Raw genomic sequence first — 15,492 nt, 5'->3', positions numbered from 1 at the left:
GAGTTGCTGCGTACATTTGTCTTCCTAAGACCGCTTGGCCTCCGACTTGTTGGTGTGCCGGCACCGGAGTTGGTGTGCGAGCGGCTCGTCAGCGGGCGGCGCCGCAGTCCTTGCACAGGCCGAAGACCTCGGCCGTGTGGCTCAGCTCCACGAACCCGTGGTCCTCGGCCACCCGCTGGGCCCAGGTCTCCACCGCGGGACCCTCGATCTCGACGGTGTGGCCGCAGCGGCGGCAGACCAGGTGGTGGTGGTGCTCCACGGAGGCGCAGCGCCGGTAGACGGCCTCGCCGGACCCGGTGCGCAGCACGTCGACCTCACCGCCGTCGGCGAGGGTCTGCAACGTGCGGTAGACGGTGGTGAGGCCGATGCCCTCGCCCGAGCGGCGCAGCTCCTCGTGGATCTCCTGGGCCGAGCGGAAGTCGTCGAGCCGGTCGAGCATCGACGACACCGCCGCCCGCTGCCGCGTGGCGCGGAGCGCCCTCGTGGTGGGCGCCTGCCCGTTCGTGCTGGTGTTCATCGCCCCTCCTCGACGTGAGCGACCGCGTCGACCACGATGTGCGCCAGGTGGTCGTCCACCAGGGAGTACACCACCTCGCGGCCGCGGCGCTCACCGTGCACCACGCCTGCCGACTTCAGCACCCGCAGGTGCTGGCTGATGAGCGGCTGGGCCACCCGGAGGGCGTCGACGAGGTCGTGCACGCAGCGGTCGGACTCGAGCAGCTGCAGCACGATCGCGATCCGCACGGGTGCGGCGAGCGCACGCAGCAGGTCGCCCGCGGCCGTGAGCGTGCGCGGGGTGTGCACCGGGGCAGGGGTGGACCCCGGGAGGCCGGACACGTGCACGACGTGATCGTCGGTGGCCGGCCCGGCATCGGCGGCGTCCCGGCCGGTGGGCCCAGCACCTGCGACGATCGACATCGGCGTCCCCATCCCCGGGAGCGGCGGCCGCGCTCCCCGGTGTTCAGTGCGTGCGGGCCGCCCCACCATCGTAGGCGCGTGCTGGAAGGGTGGTGGCGTGCTGCTCGTCTGCCGGTTCACCACCGCCCCCGACCTCCTCGCCCGCGCCCGCACCGCCCTGGAGCTGCTCACCGCTGCGGACGGGTGTCTCGGCGGCGAGTTCGGGCGCTCGGTCGACGAGCCGGACCGCTGGGTGCTGACCGTCCGGTTCTCCTCGGTGGACGCCTACCGGCGCGCGCTCTCCCCGTTCCCGGTGCGCGAGCACGTGGTACCGCTGCTGAGCGAGGCCCTGGCCGACGAGCCGGCGACGTTCGAGACGCTGGTGACGGCGAGGTCAGGCGAGGCGACCACGCACCGGAGCCTCCTCGCATAGGTGCACCTTGGAGCCGTACTGCTGATCTCGAGCCCGCAGGACAGCAGGGTGGCTCAAGGTGCTATTTGCGGAGCTCGGTCTGCAGCGGGGCCGGGAACCTCGGCGTGAAGCGGATCTCCCCCAGCAGTAGTTCCAGCTCGTGGGCCTCGCGCTCGATCTCGGCGAGCCGCTCCGCGCCGACGTCCTCCAGCACGCGCAGCCCGATGGTCCCGTCGGCGCGCTGCACCCAGCCGCCGACGATCCGGCCGTCGACCCAGATCGTCGGGCCGCCGTTGCCGTTGCGGTCGAACAGCAGCGGGACGTGCGCCGGGTCGAGGTGGAAGCCGCGGTGCTTCCAGCCCATCGTGGCGGGGTCGAGGCCGGGCAGCAGCGCCACGGACGGTTCGGAGGGCGGCGCCGGGTCGACGTCGTCGGGCAGCACGTAGCCGGGTCCCTCGGCCAGCTCGACGCCGACGGCGCCGACGTCGGCGAGCGCCCGTTTGGTGGTGGCGACCGTCCAGCCGGCCCACCACTGCAGGTCGGCCCGGGTGCCCGGCCCGTACGCCCGTAGCCAGGCGCGGGCGAGCGTCGCGTCCGCGGTGCGCGGGTCGAGCGGCCCGGGAAACCCGGGTGACCAGGCGTGCGTCGCCGCCCACCGGTACTGGCCGTTGATCCACGTGCCGGTGGGCTGGGCCCGCAGCACCCGGCCCTCGAACCCGAGCACCAGCAGGATCCGGGTGTGGGCCGCCAGCTCGGCGACCTGCCGGCCGCTACCGATCGTGATCGGCACGGCGAGGTGCGGCACCAGCTTCCCCAGCTCGCGCGCGCTCAGCGGGCCCTGGTCGGCGAGGACGGCGAGGACCTCGGTGGACGCGGTCTCGACCCAGCGTTCCGGATCGGGTCCCAGGCCCGCCCCCGCGACCGCGTCGAGCAGCAGCTTCCGTTGCCGCGCCAGCAGCGTGACGGTGGACGAGTGGTGGGCCGCCCTCGCGAGGTCGTGCCCGAACACCCAGAGCGTGCGCCGCATGGCGTGGTGGCGCAGCAGCGACCGGTCCGCGTACAGCGCCTTGTCGAGCGCGGGCAGCACGGGGTGGCGCATCCGCGCCGCCACCGAGAGGTGCACGGTGACGGGGTCGGTGGAGTGCAGCCCGGCGAGCGCGTCGGCGATGGCGACGACGTCGTCGGTGCGGCCACCAGGTGTGAGCAGGTGGCGGACGGCGAGCCGATGCCGCCGCTCGGCGACGTCGATATGACGAACGTGCACGCCCCCAGCGTGGCAGAGCGGCGCCGCGCGCCGGCTCTGGTCCTCGCAGACCCCCTGGACCCTGCGAGGACCAGGTGTAGCGCGCGTCAGGCCGTGTATGCCGCTGCGCAGCGGTCGGCCGCTCCGCGGGCGGTCTCGGGTGAGGTGCCCCCGGCGACGTCCGCCTCGTACCAGCGCTCGGCGGCCTCCCGCAGGAAGCGCTTGGCGTCCTCCGATGCCAACCACGCCATGCGCTGCTCGGAGTGGGGGAGGTCCCCGGTGGCGAGGTAGGCGGCCAGGCCGAGCAGGGACAGGTCGTACCCGAGCCCGACCGCGCCGGGACCGAACTCGGCCCAGTGCTCGTCCATGTGCGCGATGTGGTCCAGCTCGAAACGCGAGCCGCCCCCGGGCTCGGGGGAGAACCGGACCTCGATCCAGCTCACACCGCCGGCGAACTCCCAGGTGGCGGAGAAGCTCTTCGGGGGATCGCACTGCTCGACCGTGCCCGCCGCGTTGCCCTCGATCTGGTAGCGCCCGCCGACCCGTAGCTCGCCCGAGACGGGCGCGAACCAACGGGCGAGGCGTTCGGAGTTCGTGCAGGCCTCCCACAGGTCGTCGACGTCGGTGTCGTAGGCCTGGCTGATCGTCACCACCGCTGCATCGCCCTCGTCGAGCGCGCGCCGACCGACCTGGCGGCGCACGGCGGTGATCTGCGGATCCACATCGAACATCGGGTCACTCCTCGGGGTTGTCGGGGGCGCGGAGCCTGCGTTCCCGCTTGCCGCGCTCGATCTCGGTGGCCAGCGCGGCGAGGCGCGGGGTCCAGAACCGGCGGAACCGTTCGAGCCACGCGTCGACGTCCTGCAGCGGTTCGGCACGCACGGCGTAGAGCCGCCGCGTGCCCTCGGGGCGCACGGTGGCGAACCCGTTGTCGCGCAGCACCTTGAGGTGCTGGGACACCGCGGGCTGGGAGATGCCGAACTCCGCGCGGACGACCGCGGTGACCGCCCCGGAGGTCTGCTCGCCAGCGGCCAGCAGTTCGAGGATCCGCCGCCGGACCGGATCGCCGAGGACGTCGAACGCGTGCACGGCGTCAAGTTACAGGCATAGCTTATATAAGTACAGCCCGGCTATTCGTGCTCGGGCCGGGGGTGGGCATTGCAGTGGCGGGCGCCGGATACGCTGGGAGCTCACCGTCCGTCCACCTGGAGTCACCCGTGGCCAGCAAGCCCTCGTCCGCCAAGATCGACACCATCGTCGCGCTCGCCAAGCGCCGCGGCTTCGTCTTCGCGTCGGGGGAGATCTACGGCGGTACCCGGTCGGCGTGGGACTACGGTCCGCTGGGCGTCGAGCTCAAGGAGAACCTCAAGCGGCAGTGGTGGAAGTTCATGGTCACCGGCCGCGACGACGTCGTGGGCCTCGACTCGTCGGTGATCCTGCCGCGCCAGGTGTGGGTGGCGTCCGGCCACGTGAACGCGTTCCACGACCCGCTGGTCGAGTGCCTGTCGTGCCACCGCAGGTTCCGGGCCGACCAGCTCGCCGAGGAGTACACCGAGCGCACCGGCAAGGACGCGTCGGAGGACGACCTCTCTGAGATCCCGTGCCCGAACTGCGGCACGCGCGGCCAGTACACCGAGCCGCGCGAGTTCAACATGATGCTCAAGACCTACCTCGGCCCGGTGGAGTCCGAGGAGGGCCTCGCCTACCTGCGCCCGGAGACGGCGCAGGGCATCTTCGTGAACTTCCTCAACGTGCAGACCACGTCGCGCAAGAAGCCGCCGTTCGGCATCGGCCAGATGGGCAAGAGCTTCCGCAACGAGATCACGCCCGGCAACTTCATCTTCCGCACGCGCGAGTTCGAGCAGATGGAGATGGAGTACTTCGTCGAGCCCGGCTCCGACGAGGAGCTGCACCAGTACTGGATCGACGAGCGCACCAGCTGGTACGTCGACCTCGGCATCGCGCGCGACAACCTGCGCCACTACGAGCACCCGAAGGAGAAGCTCTCCCACTACTCGAAGCGCACCGTCGACATCGAGTACCGCTTCGGCTTCCAGGGCCAGGAGTGGGGCGAGCTGGAGGGCATCGCCAACCGCACCGACTTCGACCTCACCACGCACTCGAACCACTCCGGCGTGGACCTGTCGTTCTACGACCAGGCCTCGGGTGCGCGGTACCGGCCGTACGTGATCGAGCCCGCGGCAGGCGTCGGGCGGTCGATGATGGCGTTCCTCATCGAGGCCTACACCGAGGACGAGGCGCCCAACGCCAAGGGCGGTGTCGACACGCGCGTCGTGCTGCGGCTCGACCGCCGGCTCGCGCCGGTCAAGGCCGCGGTGCTGCCGCTCTCGCGCAACGCCGACCTCTCGCCGAAGGCCCGCGACCTGGCGGCCCGGCTGCGCAAGCACTGGAACGTGGAGTTCGACGACGCGGGCGCGATCGGCCGCCGTTACCGCCGGCAGGACGAGATCGGCACCCCGTTCTGCGTCACGGTCGACTTCGACACGCTGAACGACCAGGCCGTGACGATCCGGGAGCGCGACTCGATGGCGCAGGAGCGCGTGGCGCTCGACCAGGTGGAGAACTACCTGGCCGCCCGGCTGGTCGGCTGCTGAGGGGCGGTCGCGCGGATCCCGGCCAGTACCAGCGCGAGGCCGTGCTCGAAGTGCGCGTCGGGGTCCGCGGAGGCGAGGTCCGCACGCGCCGCCACCAGGTGCGGATGCCGGGCGGGGTCGAGGCCGGCCTCGAGCCGGGCGCGGGCGGCGTCGCCCCCGTCGGGTAGCGCCGCCGCGAGCTGCTCCTCCGTGACGTGGGCCACCACGTAGTAGGTGAGCGCGTCGCTCGCCCATGCGGCGGACCGCGGGTCCAATCCGGCGGCGGCCAGCAGCCCGACCAGCGCCTCGCCGTAGGCGAGCGCGTTCGGCAGCGGGAAGAACCGGCCGGAGAACAGCCGCGCGCCGTCGCGCCGGGAGAGCAGGGCCCGGCGCAGCCCGCGGGCGAGCGCGGGCACGAGCTCGTCCCACGGCCGGTCCGCGGGGAGCTCGGTGGCCACCTCCGCCAGCAGCGCGTCGGCCATGTGCTCGAGCAGCTCCTGCTTGCTCCGGAAGTGCCAGTACGTGGCCCCGTTCTCCACGCCCAGTGCGGCGGAGAGCCGCCGCATCGTGAGCCCGTCGAGCCCGGCCTCGTCCAGCACGTCGAGGGCCACGGCGAGCACGTGTTCCCGCGTCAGTCGCACCGGTGCCTCCATCACATTCCCCTTGCGGCCCGGGGCCAGTCTGCCGCATCCTTCAACGGCGTTTGACTTCAACGCCGTTGAAGTAGGAGGAAGGCGCCGTGCTGATCCGCAACACGCCCTGACGGCAGTCCGTCCTGTCCCGACCACCACGAGGAGGTGTGGCGTGCGCGCCGTCCGAATCCATGCCCACGGCGGCCCGGAGGCGCTGGCCGTCGACGAGCTGCCCGTCCCGCGGCCCGGGCCGGGGGAGCTGCTCATCCGGACCGCGGTCGCCGGCGTCGGTCGGCCCGACGTGCGGCTCACCCGCGCTGCGCACGTCACGCTCCCGCACGCCCCGGGAGGCGACGTCGCGGGGCGGGTCGAGGCCGTCGGGCACGGCGTCTCCGGCTGGGAGGTCGGCGACCGCGTCGTGGCGCTCGCGTTCGGCGGCGCCTACGCCGAGTTCGTCACCGTGCCCGCGGCCTTCGCCGCCCCGGTGCCGGACGGCGTCGACGACGAGGCCGCCGTGGTGCTCGTGCGCTGCGGGCAGGTCGCGCTCGGGGTGCTGCGCGCGGCCCGGCTCGAGGCGGGGGAGAGCGTGCTCGTGACGGCGGCGGCGGGCGGGGTCGGCCACCTGGCGGTGCAGCTGGCGCGGGTACTCGGCGCGAGCCGGGTGGTCGCCGCGATCGGGGTGAGCGTCCCGGCGAAGGCCGAGGCCCTCCGGTCCGTCGGCGCCGACGAGGTGGTCACCTACGCCGACCTCGCCGCCGACGGGGTCGAACCCGTCGACGTCGTGGCGGACGGGACGGGCGGCGACGTCCAGGCCGCGGCACTCGCGGCCCTCGCCCCGTTCGGGCGGCTCGTGGCGTTCAGCGCGACGACGCCCCGCGTCGACGTCGACCAGCTGCGGCTGAACGCCCGCATCGTGATCGGCTTCGCCATGGCGCACTACGCGGGCGGCCGGCCCGAGGTGTACGCGCGGCACCGCGCCGAGCTCTGGGAGCTGTACCGCGACGGCAGGCTGCGCCCGCTCGTCGACAGTGTGCGGCCCCTCGAGAAGGCCGGTGATGCGCACCGCGCTCTCGAGAGCCGCGAGAACATCGGCCGGGTCCTGCTGCGTGTTTCGTAGGCCGGCCGGCCGGGCGCCAAGGCTTCGCACACCAACTCCGGCGCTGACACAGCAACTGCAGTTGGTGTGCCGGCACCGGCGTTGGTGTGTGACCGCGCAGCTTCAGGCAGCGCCGGCCGGGAGGAGGCGGTCGAGCAGGTCGTGCAGCGTCACCAGGCCGACGACCGACCCTCCCGACTGCACCAGCGCGATCTGGGTGCGCTCGGCCTGCATGGCGCTGAGCGCGTCGTGGATCGGCAGGTCGGCCGGGAGCGTGCGGATCGGGCGCATGAGCTCCCGCGCGGTCGTCGTGACCGGCACGGCCAGCGCGTCACGCACGTGGACGACACCGACCGGCCGCCCGTCGGCGTCGCCGACGACGAGCCGCAGGTGGCCGCTCTCCCGGGCGGTCGCGCGGATCGCGGCGGCGTCGGCGTCGGCGGGCACACCCGCCACCTCCGACCGCGGCCGCACGACCTCGCGCAGCGGCGCCCGGTCCAGCTCCAGCGCGGTGACGATCCGATCGCGCCGGCCGAGGTCGAGGGAACCCGTCGTCGCGGAGTGCTCCACCAGCTCGCGCAGGTCGTCCGGGTTGTGCCCGCCCGCCAGCTCGTCGACCGGCTCGACACCCACCCGGTGCAGGCACCAGTTCGCCATGCCGTTCAGCCCGACCAGCACCGGCCGCGTGAGCGCGATGAACGCCCGCATCGGCAGCGCCAGCATCGTGGCGGAGCGCTCGGGGTGGGCGATCGCCCAGGACTTGGGCGCCATCTCGCCGACGACCAGGTGCACGAACGTCACGACGACCAGCGACAGCAGGAACGACACCACCGTGGCCCACGGGTCGCCGAACCCGCCGAAGAGCGGGTGCAGCAGCTCCTCGACGGCCGGCTTGCCGATCGCGCCGAGGCCGACGGTGCACAGGGTGATGCCCAGCTGCGAGCCGGCGAGCAGCATCGACAGGTCGCGTGCCGAGCGCAGCGCCGCCCGGGCCGACGCGCTGGTGGCGGCGGCCTCCTCGAGGCGGTAGCGGCGGGCGGCCACGAGCGCGAACTCGATCGCGACGAAGAACGCGGAGAGCGCGACCAGCACCACGGAGACGCCCAGTGCGATCCCGATGCTCATGCCGGCACCCCCGACTCGGCCCAGGCCAGGCGCACGGACGACGGCACGTGCCGTTCGACGGCGAGCACTCTGAGCTCCAGCGTGCGCGGTGGCTCGTCCTCCACGGACAGCGACGGGTTCGCGAGCGTGAGGCGGACGGCGTCGCCCGGCTCGGGGAGTCGCTGCAGCACGTCGATCACCAGGCCGCCGATGGTCCGGTACCCGCCGTCGGGGAGGTCGGCGTCGAGCAGGCGCTCCACCTCCTCGACCGACAGCGTGCCGGGCACGGTCCACTCCCCGTCGCCGGCGGCGAGGCCGTCGGCGCCTGCGGGGTCGTGCTCGTCGGTGATCTCGCCGACGAGCTCCTCGGCGATGTCCTCGACGGTGACGACGCCCGCGAGGCCGCCGTACTCGTCGACGACCACGGCGAACTCGTCGGCGAACTCCTCGCGGGCCGCGCGCAGCCGGTCGAGCACGGTGGGCAGCGGCAGCGACGCCGGCACGAGCACCGGGGTGCGGGCCACGTCGACGACGCGCAGGGTGTCGAGGTCGGCCCGGCCCTCGAGGGCGAGGACGTCGCGCAGGCAGATCACGCCGACCACGTCGTCCGGGTTCTCCCCGATCACCGGGAGGCGCGAGTGGCCGGACGCCATCATCCCGACGAGCGCGGACACCGTGGCGTCGGCCCGGACCGAGGTGACCCGTGGCCGGGGGATCATCGCCGCCCGCGCCGTGCGGTCGGTGAAGTCGAGCACGCGGTCGAGCAGGGTGGACAGGTCGTCGTCGAGGTCGCCGCTGTCGCGGGACTCGTCGATGATCGCCTCCAGGTCGCGGGGCGTGGCCGAGTGCTCGACGTCGTGCACGGGTTCGATCCGCAGCGCCTTGAGCAGCACGTTGGACGCGGCGTCGAACAGCCGGATCAGCCAGCCGAACGCGGCGAGGTAGATCGACGTGGAGAGGGCGAGCGCGCGGGCGACGGGCTCGGGGCGGGCGATCGCGAGGTTCTTCGGGAACAGCTCGCCGAACACCATCTGCACGACCGTGACCACGACCAGCGCGACCAGGGCGCCGATGGCCACCCCGAGCCCGGCCGGGACGCCGGCGCCCCCGAGCAGCTCCGCCACGCCCTCGCCGATCATCGGCTCGGCCACGTAGCCGGCCAGCAGGCCGGTGACGGTGATGCCCAGCTGGGCCCCGGAGAGCATGAACGAGGTGCGGCGGGTGATGCCGAGCGCGCGCCGTGCGCCCGCGTCGCCCGCCGAGGCGCGGGCCTGCAAGCGCGAACGGTCCACGGCCATGTAGCCGAACTCCTGGGCCACGAAGTAGCCGGTGAGCACGGTGAGGCCGGCGACCGCCAGCACGCCGAGGACGATGGAGAGGATGGTCACGGGCGACCGGCCCGTGCAGGCAGCCGTCCTGCGAGGACGGCGCCGGTACTGTCTGAGGGATCCATGGTTCCTGTGTCGTGGGTGCGGGGGTTGCGTCCGTCCCAACGTCGGAGATCGACACGGAGTTCCCGCGACCGCCGGCCGATCGCGTCACACGATCGGCGCGTTCACGCCCGGATTCCACCGGCACCGGTCGCTACCCTGGGATCCGTGACGGAAGCGGGGGGCGCTGCTGCGGTGTCGGAGCTCCGGGAGCTCGGCGCGGCGTTGCGGAGGTGGGCGCCCGACGGCGTCGGCGTGGTCCGCGTGCTCGCACGCCACGGGTTCGGCACCGTCGAGAGCGGGCAGCTCGTCGCGGGCACGGCCGGTGGTTCCGTGGCCGGTGTCCTGTACCGCGGCGCGCTCGACGACGCGGTCCTCCCGCTGGCCGAGGCCGCCGTGTCGGCGGCGCACACCCGGGAGGCGCACGTCGCGGAGGCGGCCGCGGTCCACGCGGGGCTCGCCTGCGCAGGTGGCGCCACGCTGCTGGGCCACCCGCTGCCCGCCGCACCGGCCACGGCGCTGGGCGAGGCCCTCGAACGCGGCGTGCCGGCCGCGCTGATCTCCACCGTGCAGGGCGCCGGGGCGATCGTGCTCACCGGGCCGGAGCTCGGCTCCGCGCACGGGTCGCTGGGCGCGCCGGAGCTCGATGCGCAGGCCGCGGAGGCGGCCCGCGGGCTGCTGCGCCGCGGCGCCACCGCCACCGAACGCGTGCCGGCGGGTGCCGGCGAGCTGCTGGTCGACGTCTGGGTGCCGAAGCCGTCGGTGCTCGTCGCCGGGGCGGGTGCCATCGGCGAGGCGTTGCTCGCGCAGGCCGCGCTCCTCGGCTGGGAGGCCCGTGCCGAGACCGGCCTCGAGGCCGTCCACAGCGCCGTCGCCGGGTTCACCGACGCCGACGTCCTCGTGCTGCTCGACCACGCGCCTGCCTTCGACGTCGTGCTGGTCGACGCGCTGCGCCGGGGCCGCGGCTTCATCGGGGCGCTGGGCTCGCGCCGCACCCAGGCCGCCCGCCGGGAGCGGCTGCTGGCCGCGGGCCTCACCGAGGCCGAGCTGGGCCGGATGCACGGGCCCGTCGGGCTCGACCTGGGCGCGCGCACCCCGGCCGAGACGGCGGTGTCGATCGTCGCCCAGGTGGTGGCGGTCCGGTACGGGCGGGCGGGGAGCGCGCTCGCGGCCGGCGACGGCCGGATCGGCTGATGACGGCCCGCCACGAGCTCACGCGCGCGCTCTCCACCGCGGACCCACCGCCCCGCGTCGCGGACCTGGTCGGGGCGGAGGCGCCCACGCTCCCGCTGCGCGACCTCCCCCCGCCGCCGCGGCGGCGCAGCTGGGTGTTCCGGCTGGTGGCCGGTGCCCTGCTGATGGTCGTACTGGTGGTCGGGAGCACCGCGGTCCGGGTGTGGCAGGTGGCGCGCGTCGACGACCGGCAGCCCGTCGACGCCGTGATCGTGCTCGGTGCGGCGCAGTACGACGGTGAGCCCAGCTCGATCTTCGCCTACCGGCTGCGGCACGCGGAGGCCCTGTACGAGGAGGGGCTCGCCCCGCGGATCGTCACCACCGGCGGCAACCGGGCGGGCGACGCCCACACCGAGGCCGAGGCCGGTCGGCGGTACCTGATCGAGCGCGGGGTGCCGGCCGAGGACGTGATCGCCGTAGCCGAGGGGTCGGACACCCTCGGCAGCCTGCAGGCCGTCGCCGCGCGGGCCGGGCAGGACGGTTGGTCGAGCGCGCTCGTCGTGAGCGACCCGTGGCACTCGCTGCGCGCCCGCACCATGGCCCGCGACAGCGGGCTCGACGCGTGGACCTCGCCCACGCGCAGCGGCCCGGTGGTGCAGACGCGCGAGACGCAGGCGCGCTACATCGTCCGGGAGACCGGGGCGTTCCTGTACTACCTGCTCACCCACGCGTCCGTGGACACCGAGTCCACGGGGCTCGGCTAGTGGCCGCCGGGTACTCCGCGCACGACCGCGCCCGCCCGGCGCCGGAGTCCCCGAAGGGCACGGGACCCGAACGGCGCAGCCCGTTCGCCCGCGACCGTGCCCGGGTGCTGCACTCGGCCGCCCTGCGCCGGCTGGCCGGCAAGACCCAGGTCGTCGGGCCGGGGGAGGGGGCCGAGGTCAGCGGCGTGCCGCGCACCCGGCTCACCCACTCGCTCGAGGTCGCGCAGATCGGGCGCGGGATCGCCGAGGAGCTGGGCTGCGACCCGGACGTCGTCGACACGGCCGGGCTCGCCCACGACATCGGCCACCCGCCGTTCGGGCACAACGGGGAGCGCGCGCTCGACGAGTTCGCGGCCGCGTGCGGGCTCGCGGGCGGCTTCTCGGGCCCGGGGTTCGAGGGCAACGCGCAGACGCTGCGCATCCTCACCCGCCTGGAACCCAAGATCGACGGGGTGGGTCTCAACCTCACCAGGGCATCGCTCGACGCATCCTGCAAGTACCCGTGGGTGCGGCGCCCCGGCGACCGGAAGTACGGCGCCTACCCGGAGGACGCCGACGTGTTCGCCTGGGTCCGCGACGGAGCACCCCCGCGGCGGCGCTGCCTCGAGGCGCAGGTCATGGACTGGTCCGACGACGTCGCGTACTCGGTGCACGACGTGGAGGACGGCATCTTCGCCGGGCGGATCGACATGGCCGCGCTGGGCGTCCCGGGGGAGCGGGCCGCGCTGGTGGACCTGGCGGTGCGGCACTTCGGGGGCGACCCGGACGCACTCGGCGAGGCGGCCGACGCGCTGCTCGCGCTGCCGGTCGTCGCCGCGGTGCGCGGCTTCTCGGCCGCCGACGCCTCCGCCGCCGACCACGTGGCGCTCAAACGGCTCACCAGCGAGCTCGTGGGGCGGTTCGTGCACGCCGCCGTGGAGGCCACCCGCTCCGCGCACGGCGACGGCCCGCTGCTGCGCTACGCCGCCGACCTCGTGGTCCCGGCCCGGGCCGCGGCGGAGGTGGCGCTGCTCAAGGCGGTGGCGTTGCGGTACGTGATGAGCGACCCGGGCCGGCTCGCGATGCAGGCCCGCCAGCGCGAGCTGCTCGTCGCACTGGCCACCGCGCTGCGCGACGGGGCACCGGGGTCCCTCGACCCGGTGTTCGCCGCGGAGTGGAAGGCCGCCGCCGACGACGCGGCCCGGGTGCGGGTGGTGCTCGACCAGGTCGCGATCCTGACCGACCAGCAGGCCATCGCCCGGCATCGCGCCATCGCCGGATGACGTGTCACGAACCGCCGGCCCGCCCCGTCTCCTCTGCGTAGGCCACATCGAGGAGGACGACATGCCCCGCATCCCCGCGGTCCCCGAGTCCGAGGCCGGCTTCTTCGGCCGGCTCGTGTACCGCCTCGCCCGCCGCAAGCTCGGCGCCGTCCCGGAGCCGTTCGCGGTGATCCGCCACCACCGGCGGCTGTTCTGGGCGTCGCTGGTGGCGGACGGCGTGCAGGAGTGGGCGCCGCGCGTGCTGCCGAAGCGGGTCCGAGAGCTGGCCGTGTACCGGACGGCCACGGTGGTGGGCTGCTCGTGGTGCGTGGACTTCGGCACGATGCTCCAGCGCCTCGACGGGCTGGACGTCGAGCGGCTGGAGCACATCGACGAGTACGCCACGAACCCGCTCTACGACCGGGCCGAGCGGCTCGCGATCGCCTACGCCGACGCGATGACCGCGCAACCGATGACGGTGACCGACGCGCAGGTGGCCGAGCTGGAGGCCGAGTTCGGCCGGGCCGGGCTCGTGGAGCTCACCCACGCGATCGGCCTCGAGAACATGCGCGGCCGGTCCAACCACGCCCTCGGCATCACCGACCAGGGGTTCGACGCGGTGTGCAAGGTGCGCCTCGGCGCTGGTCGGTGAGCTCGCAAGCGTCGCTCACGCCGGCAGGCGCGCCAGCTTCCCGGGGTTGACCACGTGGTAGACGGCGGCGATGCGCCCGTCGCGGACGGCGAAGACGCCGACCCCGGCGGGCGTGGTGCCGGTGGCCGGGGTCCGGATGCCGAGCTCGCCGTTGACGTGCACCGCGGATCCATGGCGCAGCAGCGACTCCAGGCCGTACTTCTCGATCAGCCCGAGCAGCAGCCGGGCCACCTTCTCCGCGCCGACGACCGGGCGGCGGGCGGCCCGCGCGCGGCCGTCGGAGTCGCTGACCCAGACCACGTCCGGGTGCAGGAGCTCCACCAGAGCGGCCCCGTCGGCGCGGGAGATCGCCTCGCTGAAGCGGGCCAGCAGAGCCTCCTGCTCGGCGGTGGACGCCCGCGGCGGCGGGTCGGCGTCCGCCACGATCTTGCGGGCCCGGGCCGCGTGCTGGCGGGCCGTGGCCTCCGGGCAGCCGAGCACCTCGCCGATCTGCGCGTACGGCAGCGCCAGGGCCTCGTGCAGCACGAACGCCACCCGCTGCGGTGGGGAGAGGCGCTCCAGCACGACCATCGCGGCCATCCGCACGCCCTCGTCGCGCACCACCGCAGCGAGCGGTTCGTCCGAGTCGCCGCTGGTGAGCAGCGGTTCGGGCAGCCACGGGCCGACGTAGTGCTCGCGGCGGGCGGCCGCCGAGCGCAGCCGGTCGAGGCACAGCCTGCCCACCACGGTGGTGAGCCACGCCCGCTCGTCGCGGATCTCCGCGCGTGCCGCGGCGTCCAGCCCCGCGAGGCGCAGCCACGCCTCCTGCACCGCGTCCTCGGCGTCGGCGAGACTGCCGGTGATCCGGTAGCCCACGCGGACGAGGTGCGCCCGGTGCTCCTCGAACACCCGCTCGTCGGTCAGCACGGCGCCGACGCTACGCGTGGCCGCTGACAGCGGCCGGTAGCGCCCGTTCGGAGCGGCGCCGCGCGAGCACCCGGATCCGGGCCCCGCGGTGCGGGACGAGCGTGACGTGCTTGGCGCGCTGGCGCTCGGACCGGGCGGTGGTGGGGGCCAGCTCGACGCTGCGCAGGATCTCGCGCAGCACCACCCGCATCTCGACCTGCGCGAACGTGGCGCCGAGGCAGCGGCGGGCTCCGCCGCCGAACGGCAGCCACGTGGTGGGGGTGAGCGTGGCGCCGACCATCCGGTCCGGGTCGAAGCGCAGCGGGTCCGGGTACTGCCGCGCCGAGCGCTGCACGAGCCCGATGGCGGGCACCACGGTCACGCCCGCGGGCAGCCGGTGGCCCGCGACCTCGGCCGGCGCCGCGAGCTCGCGGACCACGTCGAAGATCACCGGGCGGACCCGCAGGCTCTCCCGGACGACCGCGTCGAGGTACTCGTCCCCGTCCTCGGCCCCGTCGGCGGCCCGCACGGCGCGGGTGAGCGCGTCGGGGTGGCGTACCAGCCGTTCGAGGGTCCAGGACAGGGCGGTGGCGGTGGTCTCGTGGCCGGCCATCAGCAGCGTCATGAGCTGGTCGCGCAGCTCGGTGTCGGTCATGTCCGTCGATCGGACGAGCATCGCGAGGACGTCCGTGCGCTCGGCGAGCTCGGGGTCGGCCCGCCGGTCGGCGATCTCGGCCCGCAGCAGCCGGTCGGCCTCGGCGCGGGCGCGCCGGACACCGCGCCACGGCCAGTGGTGCAGCAGGGGCCGGTGGACCATGGCGGCGGCCTCCAACAGGCCCGTGTTCACCACGGGCGGGAGCGCGCGGCGCAGCGCGTCGAGGCGCCGCTCGTCCCGGCTGCCGATCACGATGCGCAGGATGACCTCGAGCGTGATCGCCGCCATCCGCGGCGCCACCGGGAACTCCCGCCCCAGCGGCCAGGTCGCGACGTCGGCCGCGGCGATCTCCGCCATCTGCTCGGCCTGCCGGCGCACCGCGTCGCGGTGGAACGGCGGCAGCATCTGCCGTCGCCGCTCACGGTGCTGCGCCCCGTCGAGCAGCAGCACGGAACTCTCCCCGAGGACGCCACCCAGCACCGCGTTCGCCTCGCCCGCCCGGTACGTCTCGGGGTCACCGGCGAACACCGTCCTGATGTCGTCGGGATCGGCGAGGTAGACCAGCGTGCCCGTCGGCGCGGCGTACACGGCGAACACGTCGCCGTAGCGGCGGTGGCAGCGGTCGAGGAACCAGCGCGGGAGGCACCAGACCAGCACGGTCTGCAGGGCGGACGGGAGGCGGGGACCGGGAACCGGCTGCATGCCACCCGATCA

At 74.4% G+C, this 15,492-nt stretch carries 17 protein-coding genes; 7 read left to right on the top strand and 10 right to left on the bottom strand.

Annotated features, from left to right (window positions below; all coding sequences use genetic code 11):
- Nucleotides 1-88 precede the first annotated feature (88 nt).
- Nucleotides 89-517 carry a Fur family transcriptional regulator gene (locus ABEA81_RS15025; protein WP_345605670.1) on the bottom strand — a complete coding sequence of 143 codons (429 nt, stop codon included), beginning with the start codon at nucleotides 515-517 and terminating at the stop codon, nucleotides 89-91.
- Nucleotides 514-918 (bottom strand): ArsR/SmtB family transcription factor, encoded by a 405-nt coding sequence (locus tag ABEA81_RS15020; RefSeq protein ID WP_345605669.1) that lies wholly within the window; start codon nucleotides 916-918, stop codon nucleotides 514-516. Before ABEA81_RS15020 ends, ABEA81_RS15025 begins: the two co-directional genes overlap by 4 nt.
- A 97-nt stretch (nucleotides 919-1,015) precedes the next feature.
- Here ABEA81_RS15020 and ABEA81_RS15015 point away from each other — a divergent pair, with 97 nt between their 5' ends.
- Complete coding sequence (locus ABEA81_RS15015) at nucleotides 1,016-1,330, top strand: antibiotic biosynthesis monooxygenase family protein (RefSeq protein WP_345605668.1); 315 nt, start codon at nucleotides 1,016-1,018, stop codon at nucleotides 1,328-1,330.
- A gap of 61 nt (nucleotides 1,331-1,391) precedes the next feature.
- On the opposite strand, the gene ABEA81_RS15010 is transcribed toward ABEA81_RS15015, so the two are convergent.
- From ABEA81_RS15010 to ABEA81_RS15000, 3 genes are all read right to left on the bottom strand, one after another.
- Nucleotides 1,392-2,573, bottom strand: a complete 1,182-nt coding sequence (locus tag ABEA81_RS15010) for a winged helix DNA-binding domain-containing protein (RefSeq protein ID WP_345605667.1) — start codon at nucleotides 2,571-2,573, stop codon at nucleotides 1,392-1,394.
- Nucleotides 2,574-2,659: 86 nt separating this feature from the next.
- On the bottom strand, nucleotides 2,660-3,283 hold the full coding sequence (locus tag ABEA81_RS15005) for an SRPBCC family protein (RefSeq protein WP_345605666.1): 624 nt from the start codon (nucleotides 3,281-3,283) through the stop codon (nucleotides 2,660-2,662).
- 4 nt (nucleotides 3,284-3,287) lie between these two features.
- A complete protein-coding gene (locus ABEA81_RS15000; RefSeq protein ID WP_345605665.1) occupies nucleotides 3,288-3,641 on the bottom strand; it encodes an ArsR/SmtB family transcription factor in 354 nt (117 codons plus the stop codon).
- Nucleotides 3,642-3,769: 128 nt separating this feature from the next.
- Between ABEA81_RS15000 and ABEA81_RS14995 the strand changes: the two genes are divergently transcribed.
- Nucleotides 3,770-5,167 (top strand): glycine--tRNA ligase, encoded by a 1,398-nt coding sequence (locus ABEA81_RS14995; RefSeq protein ID WP_345605664.1) that lies wholly within the window; start codon nucleotides 3,770-3,772, stop codon nucleotides 5,165-5,167.
- Here the strand turns inward: ABEA81_RS14995 and ABEA81_RS14990 are convergent.
- Nucleotides 5,137-5,787: a TetR/AcrR family transcriptional regulator gene (locus ABEA81_RS14990; RefSeq protein WP_345605663.1), complete on the bottom strand. Its 651-nt coding sequence runs from the start codon at nucleotides 5,785-5,787 to the stop codon at nucleotides 5,137-5,139. The genes ABEA81_RS14995 and ABEA81_RS14990 overlap by 31 nt on opposite strands.
- A 163-nt stretch (nucleotides 5,788-5,950) precedes the next feature.
- Here ABEA81_RS14990 and ABEA81_RS14985 point away from each other — a divergent pair, with 163 nt between their 5' ends.
- Nucleotides 5,951-6,895: a quinone oxidoreductase family protein gene (locus ABEA81_RS14985; RefSeq protein WP_345605662.1), complete on the top strand. Its 945-nt coding sequence runs from the start codon at nucleotides 5,951-5,953 to the stop codon at nucleotides 6,893-6,895.
- Between the two features lie 102 nt (nucleotides 6,896-6,997).
- Here ABEA81_RS14985 and ABEA81_RS14980 read toward each other — a convergent pair whose 3' ends face one another.
- Nucleotides 6,998-7,999, bottom strand: a complete 1,002-nt coding sequence (locus tag ABEA81_RS14980) for a hemolysin family protein (protein WP_345605660.1) — start codon at nucleotides 7,997-7,999, stop codon at nucleotides 6,998-7,000.
- Nucleotides 7,996-9,366, bottom strand: coding sequence for a hemolysin family protein (locus tag ABEA81_RS14975; protein ID WP_345605659.1), 1,371 nt, complete (start codon nucleotides 9,364-9,366; stop codon nucleotides 7,996-7,998). The genes ABEA81_RS14980 and ABEA81_RS14975 overlap by 4 nt, the downstream gene beginning before the upstream one ends.
- 210 nt (nucleotides 9,367-9,576) lie before the next feature.
- On the opposite strand from ABEA81_RS14975, the gene ABEA81_RS14970 reads away from it, so the two are divergent.
- The 4 genes from ABEA81_RS14970 (at nucleotide 9,577) to ABEA81_RS14955 (ending at nucleotide 13,238) form a co-directional block, all read left to right on the top strand.
- Nucleotides 9,577-10,602: an XdhC family protein gene (locus ABEA81_RS14970; protein ID WP_345605658.1), complete on the top strand. Its 1,026-nt coding sequence runs from the start codon at nucleotides 9,577-9,579 to the stop codon at nucleotides 10,600-10,602.
- Between the two features lie 164 nt (nucleotides 10,603-10,766).
- Nucleotides 10,767-11,345: a YdcF family protein gene (locus tag ABEA81_RS14965; protein WP_345605681.1), complete on the top strand. Its 579-nt coding sequence runs from the start codon at nucleotides 10,767-10,769 to the stop codon at nucleotides 11,343-11,345.
- Entirely contained in the window at nucleotides 11,345-12,607 is a 1,263-nt protein-coding gene (locus ABEA81_RS14960) for a deoxyguanosinetriphosphate triphosphohydrolase (RefSeq protein WP_345605657.1), read from the top strand. The genes ABEA81_RS14965 and ABEA81_RS14960 overlap by 1 nt, the downstream gene beginning before the upstream one ends.
- A gap of 61 nt (nucleotides 12,608-12,668) precedes the next feature.
- Nucleotides 12,669-13,238, top strand: coding sequence for a carboxymuconolactone decarboxylase family protein (locus ABEA81_RS14955; RefSeq protein WP_345605656.1), 570 nt, complete (start codon nucleotides 12,669-12,671; stop codon nucleotides 13,236-13,238).
- 15 nt (nucleotides 13,239-13,253) lie between these two features.
- Here ABEA81_RS14955 and sigJ read toward each other — a convergent pair whose 3' ends face one another.
- Both sigJ and ABEA81_RS14945 read right to left on the bottom strand, forming a co-directional pair.
- Nucleotides 13,254-14,144, bottom strand: coding sequence for an RNA polymerase sigma factor SigJ (sigJ, locus tag ABEA81_RS14950; protein ID WP_345605655.1), 891 nt, complete (start codon nucleotides 14,142-14,144; stop codon nucleotides 13,254-13,256).
- A 10-nt stretch (nucleotides 14,145-14,154) separates the two neighbouring features.
- Nucleotides 14,155-15,480: a cytochrome P450 gene (locus ABEA81_RS14945; protein ID WP_345605654.1), complete on the bottom strand. Its 1,326-nt coding sequence runs from the start codon at nucleotides 15,478-15,480 to the stop codon at nucleotides 14,155-14,157.
- Nucleotides 15,481-15,492 lie beyond the last annotated feature (12 nt).

This window comes from Pseudonocardia adelaidensis, from assembly GCF_039543345.1.
GTDB classification, from domain to species: Bacteria; Actinomycetota; Actinomycetes; order Mycobacteriales; family Pseudonocardiaceae; genus Pseudonocardia; species Pseudonocardia adelaidensis.
Note: the sequence above shows the minus strand (reverse complement) of the source record. Positions and strands in the feature narration are given on the sequence as shown.